The organism is Streptomyces sp. NPDC007095 (assembly GCF_040634475.1).
Classification (GTDB): Bacteria; Actinomycetota; Actinomycetes; order Streptomycetales; family Streptomycetaceae; genus Streptomyces.
The window spans coordinates 1-9445 of sequence record NZ_JBEYFS010000324.1; the positions used below are offsets into that span (position 1 = coordinate 1).

At 71.7% G+C, this 9445-nt stretch carries 6 protein-coding genes and 1 pseudogene; 3 read left to right on the top strand and 4 right to left on the bottom strand.

Annotated features, from left to right (window positions below; all coding sequences use genetic code 11):
- Positions 1 to 91: 91 nt before the first annotated feature.
- Genes ABZ656_RS53130 through ABZ656_RS53140 form a run of 3 tightly spaced genes read right to left on the bottom strand, consistent with a single transcriptional unit; the run spans position 92 to position 3328 of the window.
- Positions 92 to 1117 (bottom strand): TolB-like translocation protein, encoded by a 1026-nt coding sequence (locus ABZ656_RS53130; protein ID WP_360279282.1) that lies wholly within the window; start codon positions 1115 to 1117, stop codon positions 92 to 94.
- Complete coding sequence (locus ABZ656_RS53135) at positions 1114 to 2436, bottom strand: MFS transporter (RefSeq protein ID WP_360279285.1); 1323 nt, start codon at positions 2434 to 2436, stop codon at positions 1114 to 1116. Before ABZ656_RS53135 ends, ABZ656_RS53130 begins: the two co-directional genes overlap by 4 nt.
- A 1-nt stretch (position 2437) precedes the next feature.
- Entirely contained in the window at positions 2438 to 3328 is an 891-nt protein-coding gene (locus ABZ656_RS53140) for an alkaline phosphatase family protein (RefSeq protein ID WP_360279288.1), read from the bottom strand.
- 323 nt (positions 3329 to 3651) lie between these two features.
- Between ABZ656_RS53140 and ABZ656_RS53145 the strand changes: the two genes are divergently transcribed.
- Complete coding sequence (locus tag ABZ656_RS53145) at positions 3652 to 6648, top strand: bifunctional [glutamine synthetase] adenylyltransferase/[glutamine synthetase]-adenylyl-L-tyrosine phosphorylase (RefSeq protein ID WP_101405534.1); 2997 nt, start codon at positions 3652 to 3654, stop codon at positions 6646 to 6648.
- Positions 6649 to 6760: 112 nt separating this feature from the next.
- Here the strand turns inward: ABZ656_RS53145 and ABZ656_RS53150 are convergent, their stop codons facing one another.
- Positions 6761 to 7678 (bottom strand): DMT family transporter, encoded by a 918-nt coding sequence (locus ABZ656_RS53150; RefSeq protein ID WP_101405535.1) that lies wholly within the window; start codon positions 7676 to 7678, stop codon positions 6761 to 6763.
- A 153-nt stretch (positions 7679 to 7831) separates the two neighbouring features.
- On the opposite strand from ABZ656_RS53150, the gene ABZ656_RS53155 reads away from it, so the two are divergent.
- Together ABZ656_RS53155 and ABZ656_RS53160 are read left to right on the top strand one after the other, a co-directional pair.
- Positions 7832 to 8737 carry a LysR substrate-binding domain-containing protein gene (locus tag ABZ656_RS53155; protein WP_360279293.1) on the top strand — a complete coding sequence of 302 codons (906 nt, stop codon included), beginning with the start codon at positions 7832 to 7834 and terminating at the stop codon, positions 8735 to 8737.
- Positions 8738 to 9050: 313 nt separating this feature from the next.
- Positions 9051 to 9348, top strand: a pseudogene (locus ABZ656_RS53160) (amidohydrolase family protein); the annotation flags it as partial.
- Between the last annotated feature and the right edge of the window lie 97 nt (positions 9349 to 9445).

A 9445-nucleotide genomic window follows, 5' to 3' on the forward strand; every position in this document is an offset into this window, starting at 1 on the left:
GTCCTCGTACTGGACGTACTTGGGCTTTCGGCCGGTGCGGCGAGAGTGCGTGCCGGGCGTCGCGACGGGGCGAACGTTGCCTGTTGCGGCACTAGTTCACGTACGCGGGAGACACCGCCGCGGTGCTGATGCGCCGCGGCTTTCCCGTGCCGTCGGACGGGACGGTGTAGAGGTCGGCTCCGTAGTCGCCGGGGAGGGCGTAGACGATCGTGCGGTCATCGCGCCAGACCACCTGGTCGTCGACGCTGCGGGGCTCGGCCAGCGGGGTTTCGCGCATCGTGCGCAGGTCGAGGACGTACAGGTGCCAGGGGGCGTCCTTCGACAGGCCCGGCACGCGCTTCTTGTAGGCGACGCGCGTGCCGTCGGGGGAGAGGGACGGGCATTCGACGTTGGTGTGGAGGGTCGTGAGGGTGCGGGTCCGGAGGTCTCCTCGGACGAGGTACGTCCTGCCCTTCGTCGCCAGCGTCGCGTAGAACGTGCGGTCGTCGGCCGCGAACGTGACGCCCCAGAAGTTGACGTCCGCCGCGTGGTACGTCCTGCCGTCCTTGACGACGCGGAACGCCTCCAAGGAGGGGGTCAGTTTCCCCGTTCTCGTGTCCACGATCGCCGCGCGTGTGGAGAAGTTCGTACCCGCGTACGAGTCGCCGCCGACGAAGGCCGTCCACGCGGCGTACCGGCCGCTGGGGGAGACGCGGGCGCGGGACGGGATGCCGGGGACGTCGTAGCGGGCCGTCTCGCGCAGGCGCGCGTCGAGGACGACGGCCCGGTAGGTGTCCTGGACCGGGCCGTGCACCGACTGGAGGCAGACGCCGGTGCCCGCGGCCGCGTAGAAGCGGAGGCATTTGACCTTCGACGCCGTTCGGGGTCCCGAGGGGTTCGATGCCGGGACCGTCGTCAGTTCGTCGCGGTGCGGGCCCCAGGCCATGTTCCGGAAGATCATGCGGCTTCCGGACCCGGTGGTGAGCGCGACCGTGCCCGCGGCGATCCTCGGGCCGCCGGGCTGGGCCTGGTTCTTGCGGTCCGCGCGGGCCGAGGCGTGCAGGACGGAGGCCGTGGCCACGCCCGCCAGGACGAACAGCGCCGAGATCAGGACCAGGATGCGGGTACGGAGGGTCATGCGAGGCCTTCTGAAGGGGCGGAGGGGGTGGGACGGCGGAGCGTGAGCGCGAACAGGGCGCAGAGCGCCAGCGCCACCGTCGACGCCGTGAGTGCCGTACGGTCGCCCCAAGCCGTCCACGCCGCGCCGAAGCCGAGCGAGCAGACGAAACGGGCCAGGGCCTGGCCCGTCTGGACGAGGGCGAGACCGGACGAGCGCAGTTCCTCCGGCACGCTCTCCGAGGCCACCGCCATCAGTACGCCGTCGGTGGCGGCGTAGAAACAGCCGTGCAGGAGCAGGACGGCGTACGGCAGTGCCGTTCCGTGCCAGGAGGTGAGCAGGAGGGCGTACGCGAGGAGCAGGGCGCCGTGGCCGGCCAGGAACACCCGCCAGCGGCCGACCCGGTCCGCGAGGCGGCCGAGCGGGACGGCCAGGAGCAGGAACGCCGCCGCCGTGCCGAGAGGCAGCAGCGCGAACCAGCGGTCCGGTACGCCCAGGCGGCGCTGGAGGAGCAGGTAGACGAAGGAGTCGCTGACCGTCGCGAGGCCCAGGAGGAGCGCGCAGAGGGTGACGCGGCGCAGGTCGGGGCGGGCGAGGAGGGCGAGGGCCGCGCGGAGCGTGGGGCGAGGTGCGGTGTCCCCGGGGGCTCCCGCCGGTGCCGTCCCTGTTCCTGCCCTGGTCGCTGTCGTACGCGCACCGTTCGACACGAACAGCACCAGGACCAGTACGCCCACCACCGCCACGCAGAAGCTCACCGTGAACACCGCGTCGTACCCGTCGACCGTGGCCCGCAGGATCAGGAAGGCCACGAGGGGACCGAACAGCGCGCCCGCCGTGTCCATCGCCCGGTGTACGCCGAACGCGCGCCCCCGTGTCTCCGGCGTGCTCGACAGCGAGATCAACGCGTCGCGCGGGGCCGTGCGCAGGCCCTTGCCGGTGCGGTCGGCGGCCAGGACCAGGCCGATCGGGGTGAGCGTGTGGGCCAGGAGCAGCAGTGGCTTGCAGGCCGCCGAGAGGGCGTAGCCGAAGCCCGCCACCCACTTGTGGCGGCCGCCGCCGCGGTCGGCCAGGTGGCCCCCGATCAGCCGGACGAGTGCCGAGAAGCCGTTGTAGATGCCGTCCAGGAGGCCGAAGCCCAGCGGGGACAGGCCGAGGCCCGTCACCAGGTACAGGGGCAGTACCGCCGTGACCATCTCCGACGAGACATCGGTGATGAGACTGACCGCACCGAGCGCCAGCACCGTGGGCGCGACCGCGGCACGGCGCCGTCCGGCACGAAGCCGGACGGCGCCTTCCGCGGACGCCGCACTCGTGGAGGCGCGGCTGTCCGCCACATACATCTCAGGACGTCCAGATGCCGGTGATGTCCTTGCCGGAGGCGGCGTTGCCCGCGTGTGTCGACAGGCCCTGCGAGTCCTCCAGGGTGCGCAGCAGGTCGTAGTGGTTGTAGGTGGTCGAGCTGGTGGAGCCCGCGGTGACCTGCTGGCCGTAGAACACGGTCGGGATCTTGTTGCCGCTGAGCCGGTTGTCCTCGTCGAAGGTGACGACGAGCAGGCTGTTGTGGGTCTTGGCCCAGGTCGCGTACGCGCCCAGCTTGTTCTTCAGCCAGGTGTCACCGGTCGACACCGAGCAGTCGTGCATGTCGCTGCACAGGTTGGGGACCACGAAGGAGACCTGCGGAAGCGTCGTGTAGTCCGTCGGGAACTGGGCGAAGGTCTTCGCGGACGACGTCGGTACGTTGCTGAAGCCGAACCACGGGTTGTGCTTCTGCGCGTAGTCGCCGCTGCTGCACGTCGTGGAGCCCTGGCTGGGCAGCGTCTCGTTGTAGCTGGCCCAGGTCCTGCCTGCCGCGATCACCTCGGAGGCGAGGTTCGCGGCGGAAGAGAAGCCAGGAGTGACACAGCTGTCGTCGGTGACGCCCTGGGTGGAGCCGGAGAAGAGGGCGTAGTAGTTGGGCTGGCTCGGGTGCGTCTCGGCGTACGACGAGGTGAGGTTGGCGCCGCCGGTCTTGAGCGAATTGATGTACGGGGCGCTGGAGGAGCCGATCACCTGGCTGTACGCGTGGTTCTCGAAGACCACGACGACCACGTGGTCCGGGGTCGGCACCCCGGCCGCGGCGTGCGCGGTGGTGGAGCCGCCGAGGCCGGTCCACAGGCCCACCGCGGCTGCGGTGAAGGCGAGGGCGGACGCCACGACGGCACGACTGCGTCGGTACACGGTTCTGCCGGACACTTCAGACCTCCGGTGGGGGGAAGGCGACGGTGGCGGTGCGGACAGAGCATGCACACGCCAACATTCCCCTGGGTCAAGCCACCCAACCCGCGGGATGAAGACCTGATGAACTGCTTACCTTCCGGCCTGCCCGGTCGCCGCAACCCCGCTCGCCTTCTTACTTTTCTTACTTTCCCCGTCGCTCGCACGGGGCACTTCCGAGGACACCTCCTACGGAAGCCGATTCCGGCGCGGGGCGCCACCGAGGGGACCGGGGTTAGGCTCAGGCTCGTACGACCTTGATCGGACCGGTCGTGCGACCTGATCCGACGGGAGGGCCGAGGATGATGGCGCCGGGGCGCAGGAGCAGTACCTTCACGCGGCTGCTGCGACACGGCTTCACCGATCCGTCGGCCGCCGAGCGCCTCCTGGACGGCGCGGAACTCGAACCCGTACGGTCCGATCCGGTGCTCCTCGACGCGCTCGGCGCCACCGCCGATCCCGATCTCGCGCTGCTCGGGCTCGTCCGGCTCGTCGAGGCGCAGGACGGCCACATCGCCGAGCGGGAACTCCTCGACACCCTGATCGCGGCCAAGCCGCTGCGCGACCGGCTGCTCGGTGTTCTCGGTGCCTCCGCCGCCCTCGCCGACCACCTCGCCCGGCACCCGAGCGACTGGCAGGAGCTCGTGACGTACGAGCCGCAGGACCTCCACCCCGGGGTGCGGGAGTTCGAGCGTGGGCTGGCGCAGGCGGCCGATCCCGTCGCCCTGCGCGTCGTCTACCGGCGCTGTCTGCTGTCCATAGCCGCACGTGACGTGTGCGGCACCACCGACCTCGCCCAGACCGCCGCCGAACTCGCCGACCTCGCCACGGCCACCCTGCGCGCCGCGCTCGCCATCGCCAGGAGTGCCGCGCCCGACGACGCCGCTCTGTGCCGGCTCGCGGTGATCGCGATGGGGAAGTGCGGGGGGCACGAGCTGAACTACGTGTCCGACGTCGATGTCATCTTCGTGGGGGAGGCGGTGGATGGGGCCGACGAGCGCAAGGCGCTGCAGGCCGCCACCCGGCTCGCCTCCCACATGATGCGGATCTGTTCCGAGACCACCGTCGAGGGCAGCATCTGGCCCGTCGACGCGAACCTGCGGCCCGAGGGGCGGAACGGGCCGCTTGTACGGACCCTGAGCAGTCACCTCGCCTACTACCAGCGGTGGGCCAAGACCTGGGAGTTCCAGGCCCTGTTGAAGGCTCGGCCCGTGGCCGGGGACCTCGGGCTCGGCGAGGAGTACGTGGCCACGCTGGCGCCCCTGGTGTGGCATGCCGCAGAGCGGGAGAACTTCGTCGCCGACGTACAGAAGATGCGCCGGCGGGTCGTGGAGAACATCCCGGTCGCCGAGATCGAGCGCGAGCTGAAGCTCGGACCGGGGGGACTGCGCGATGTCGAATTCGCCGTGCAGCTCCTCCAGTTGGTGCACGGGCGTGCCGACACTTCGCTGCGCAGCGGGACCACGCTGGACGCGTTGGGGGCGCTCGCGGCCGGTGGTTATGTCGGGCGGGCCGACGCCGTGCAGCTCGACGACGCCTATCGGTTTCTGCGAACCATGGAGCACCGGATACAGCTCTACCGGCTGCGGCGGACTCATCTGGTGCCCGAGGACGACGCCGATCTGCGGCGCATCGGGCGCTCGCTCGACCTTCGGGCCGATCCCGTCGTCGAGTTGAACCGTGAGTGGAAGCGGCATGCGGCTGTCGTGCGGCGGCTGCACGAGAAGTTGTTCTACCGGCCGCTGCTGGACGCCGTGGCCCAACTCGCACCGGGCGAGAGCCGGCTGAGTCCGACCGCGGCGCGGGAGCGGCTCGTCGCCCTCGGGTACGCCGATCCGGCCGCGGCCCTGCGGCATCTGGAGGCGCTGGCTTCGGGGGTTTCACGCAAGGCCGCGATTCAGCGGACCTTGCTGCCCGTGCTGCTGGGGTGGTTCGCGGATTCCGCCGACCCTGACGCCGGGTTGCTGAACTTCCGCAAGGTCTCGGACGCCCTGGGCAAGACCCCGTGGTATCTGCGGCTGTTGAGGGACGAAGGGGCCGCGGCGGAGAACCTGGCGCGTGTGCTGTCGGCCGGGCGGCTCGCCCCCGACCTGTTGATGCGGGCGCCGGAGGCCGTCGCGCTGCTCGGTGACGGGGACGGCGGCGGCCTCGAACCGCGCAGCCGTGCCCATCTGGAGCAGGAGATCCTCGCCGCGGTGAGGCGGGCCGACGGGGGCGAGCAGGCGGTGACCGCCGCGCGTGGTGTGCGGCGGCGGGAGCTGTTCCGCACGGCCGCCGCGGACATCGTCGCCTCGTACGGCACCGAGGAGACACCCGCCGTCGCCGATCAGGGCGCGCTGGTGGATCAGGTGGGCGGTGCGGTGTCCGACCTGACGGCGGCGACGCTGGCGGGGACCCTGCGGGCCGTGGTGCGGGACAGATGGGGGGACACGCTGCCCACGCGGTTCGCCGTCATCGGGATGGGGCGGTTCGGGGGGCACGAGCTCGGTTACGGGTCCGACGCGGATGTGCTGTTCGTGCATGAGGCCCGGGAAGGTGTCGACGAGCAGGAGGCGTCTCTGGCGGCCAACGCGGTTGTTTCGGAGATGCGGCGGTTGCTTCAGGTGTCCAGCGCGGATCCGCCCTTGCTGATCGACGCCGATCTGCGGCCCGAGGGGAAGTCCGGGCCTTTGGTGCGGACGCTGAACTCCTACGAGGCCTACTACCGGCGGTGGTCGCTCGTGTGGGAGTCGCAGGCCCTCCTGCGGGCCGAGTTCGTCGCGGGGGACGAGGACCTGGGGCGGCGGTTCATCGAGCTGGTCGATCCGTTGCGGTATCCCCCGGAGGGGCTCGGTGACGACGCCGTACGGGAGATCCGGCGGCTGAAGGCCCGGATGGAGTCGGAGCGGATGCCCCGCGGTGCCGATCCGACGCTGCACACCAAGCTGGGGCGGGGTGGGCTGTCCGACGTGGAGTGGACCGTGCAGCTGTTCCAGTTGCAGCACGGTTGGGCGGAGCCGGGACTGCGGACCACTCGGACACGGGAGGCGCTGGGCGCGGCGTGCGCGGCGGGGCTGTTGTCCGGGGAGGACGCGGCCATCCTGGACGAGGCGTGGGTGCTGGCGACGCGGGTGCGCAACGCGGTGATGCTGGTACGGGGGCGGGCCGGGGACACGTTTCCCTCCGACGGGCGTGAACTCGCCGCGGTCGGGCGGTACTTGGGGTACGGGCCCGGTCATGTCGGCGACATGCTCGAGGACTACCGGCGGACCACTCGGCGGGCTCGGGCCGTGGTGGAGGTGCTGTTCTACGGGGCGTGAGCCTCGGGGGTCTTGGGCCGGGGGCCGGGCGTCTGCGGCTGGGGGGCTTGGGTGTGTGCGGCTCGGTTGGCGGGTCGGGGCCGTGCCGGTACGTCAGCCCGTCGCCGCCGGATCAGGCGTTGCCCTGCGGGGAGCCGCTTCCAGCCCCGGACGTGAGCGACGGGCTTTGCCGTACCGGCACTGCCCCTTCCGCGCGGGGGCGGGTGCGGGTGGCTGCCACTCCGGCCAGGACCACCGCCATGCCCGCCAGTGTGCGGAGGCCGAGCGTCTCGTTCAGGACCAGGGCGCCGAGCGTCACCGAGACCACGGGGAGCAGGTAGCCGACCGTGGCCGCGCTGGTGGGGCCCTCTTCGGCGATCATGCGGTAGTTGAGGTAGAAGGTCAGGCCGGTGGAGAAGACGCCGAGGACGGTGACCGCCAGCAGGGCCGTGGTGTCGGGGTGGGTGGGGGCCGCCGTGGGGAGGGCCAGGGTCGTCCAGGCCGTGGCCATGAGGAGTTGGGTCGCCGATACGGCCAGGGGGGCGCCGCGGGGGGTGAGGTGGCGGGCCATGTAGGTGAAGGCGATCGCATAGCTCGCCGCGGCGGCCAGGAGGGCTCCGGCGCCCCAGCCGGCCAGGCCCTCGTGCTGCCAGGGGGCGAAGATCAGCAGGACGCCCGCGAAGCCGAGGAACAGGCCGGTCAGGCGCAGGGGGTGGAGGGAGCGGTCCGTGCCGAGGACCGCGCCCAGGAGGAGCGACCAGAGGGGAGTGGTCGCGTTCATGACGCCCGCGATCCCCGAGTCGACCGTCTGCTCGCCGAGCGCGAAGAGGGCGAAGGGGATCGCGTTGCAGAACAGCGCCGCGACGGTCACATGGAGCCAGAGGGCGCGGGAGCGGGGGAGGCGCTGACGCGCCCCGCGGGCCAGGAGCAGGAGGACCGCCGTGCCCAGGGCGCAGCGCGTGAGGGTCAGGTGGGCGGGGGACATGCCGTGGTCCAGGGCCAGTTTGATCCAGAGGAAGCCAGAGCCCCAGAGGAGCGCCAGGGCGGCCATGCGGAGAGAGGACCGGAGGGAGGAAGGGAGGGGGGAACGGAGAGGCGAACGGAGGGGAGAGGCGGCTTGGGGGCTTGGCATGCTTCCTACGGTCCTTGGGTTTTGAGTTGAGGACAAGTGAAGTGTTCTGCATGCACTGTTAAGGTGTGCTTCATGCTTGATGTGCGGCGTATGCAGGTGCTGCGGGCTGTGGTCAGCAGCGGGTCGGTGACAGCGGCCGCGGCGGATCTGGGGTACACACCGTCGGCCGTCAGTCAGCAGATCGGGGCGCTGGAGAAGCAGGCGGGGACCGAGCTGCTGGAGCGGGTCGGGCGCGGGGTGCGGCCCACCGCGGCGGGGCTGCTGCTGACCGAGTACGCGGACGCCATCGGGCGGCAGGTCGCCGAGGCGGAGACCGCCCTCGCGGATCTGCGGGCGGGGCGGACGGGGCGGCTCGCGGTGCGGTACTTCGCCACGGCCGGGGCCGCGCTGGTCGCTCCCGCCGTTGCGCGGTTTCGGCGCGAACACCCCGGCGTGCGGGTGGAGTTGAAGCTGATCGACGTGGAGGATCCGCTGCCCGACGTGAAGGAGGGGCGGGCCGATCTCGCCCTGGTGGTGCGGGCCGACGGTACCGGTCCCGAGGGCATACGGCTGGTGCGGCTGCTCGATGATCCGTACCGGGTCGTGCTGCCCAGGGGGCATCGGCTCGCGGGGCGGCGGCTGCTCGAACTGGCGGAACTGGCCGATGAGCCGTGGGTCGGGAGCGAGTGGCCGGGGCCCTGTCTCGACGCACAGTTGGACGCCTGTGCGGCTGCCGGGTTCCGGCCCTCCTTCGCGGTGCAGAGCGAGGACTACGCCACCGCTCAGGGCTTCGTGGCGGCCGGGCTCGGAGTGAGTCTGATTCCCCGGCTCGGGCTGGGGAGTCGGCACCCTGGTGTGGTGGTGCGGAAGGTGCGCGCTCCTGAGCCGGTGCGGGTTCTGTACGCGGCGGTACGGGAAGCGGCTCCCGGTGCCGCGGAACGGCCGGCGTTGCACGGGCTGCTGGACGCGCTCCGCGGCGCGGCTCACGTCGACCGGTGACGGCTTACGTCGACCGGTGACGGCTCATGTCGACCGGTGGTGGCTTACGTCGACCGGTGACCGCTTAGTCGACCGGTGACGCTCATGCCGACCGGTGACGCTCATGCCGACCGGTGACGCTCATGCCGACCGGTGACCGCTTAGTCGACCGGTGATGGCTCACGTCGACCGGTGACGCTTAAGCCGACCGGTGACCGCTTACGTCGACCGTGACGCTCATGCCGACCGGTGACCGCTTACGTCGACCGGTGATCGCTCACGCAGGGCGGGTGACGGCTCACGCCGACCGGCAATCGCTCACGCCGCCTCCGGCGACGGGTGGTCGCGGCGACTCGGGACCGGGCGGGCCTGGCGGATCCGCGCGCTGCGGGAGGCCGGTGCCGTGGTCGCCCTCGGCCCGGACCGGCCGATCGCCCCCCACGACGCCCGGGGGGTGCTCGCGACCGCCTGGGAGCCCCTGGGGGCCGCTGCCGCCGGGGCGGCCTCAGCGGGATCCAGGCGCTGGAGGGCTGCACGACGCACGCGGCCCTCGTCGTGGGGAGGGCCACGAGACGGGACGTATCGCTCCCGGGCTACGGGCGGACCTCACGGCCTTCGGCCTCGATCCGGTGGCCTGCATGCACAGGTCGTTGGCGGTGACTCCGCCGTCCACCTTGAGCACGTCGAGGTGGACTCCGGAGTCCTGCTCCATGGCCTCGACGACGTCGC

What these genes read in the sequence shown, in the direction of transcription:
- ABZ656_RS53150 (WP_101405535.1), bottom strand. Translation starts at nt 7,678, where the DNA reads ATGGCCGCCCTGGCGCTCCTCTGGGGCTCTGGCTTCCTCTGGATCAAA.
- ABZ656_RS53130 (WP_360279282.1), bottom strand. Translation starts at nt 1,117, where the DNA reads ATGACCCTCCGTACCCGCATCCTGGTCCTGATCTCGGCGCTGTTCGTC.
- ABZ656_RS53135 (WP_360279285.1), bottom strand. Translation starts at nt 2,436, where the DNA reads ATGTATGTGGCGGACAGCCGCGCCTCCACGAGTGCGGCGTCCGCGGAA.
- ABZ656_RS53145 (WP_101405534.1), top strand. Translation starts at nt 3,652, where the DNA reads ATGATGGCGCCGGGGCGCAGGAGCAGTACCTTCACGCGGCTGCTGCGA.
- ABZ656_RS53155 (WP_360279293.1), top strand. Translation starts at nt 7,832, where the DNA reads ATGCTTGATGTGCGGCGTATGCAGGTGCTGCGGGCTGTGGTCAGCAGC.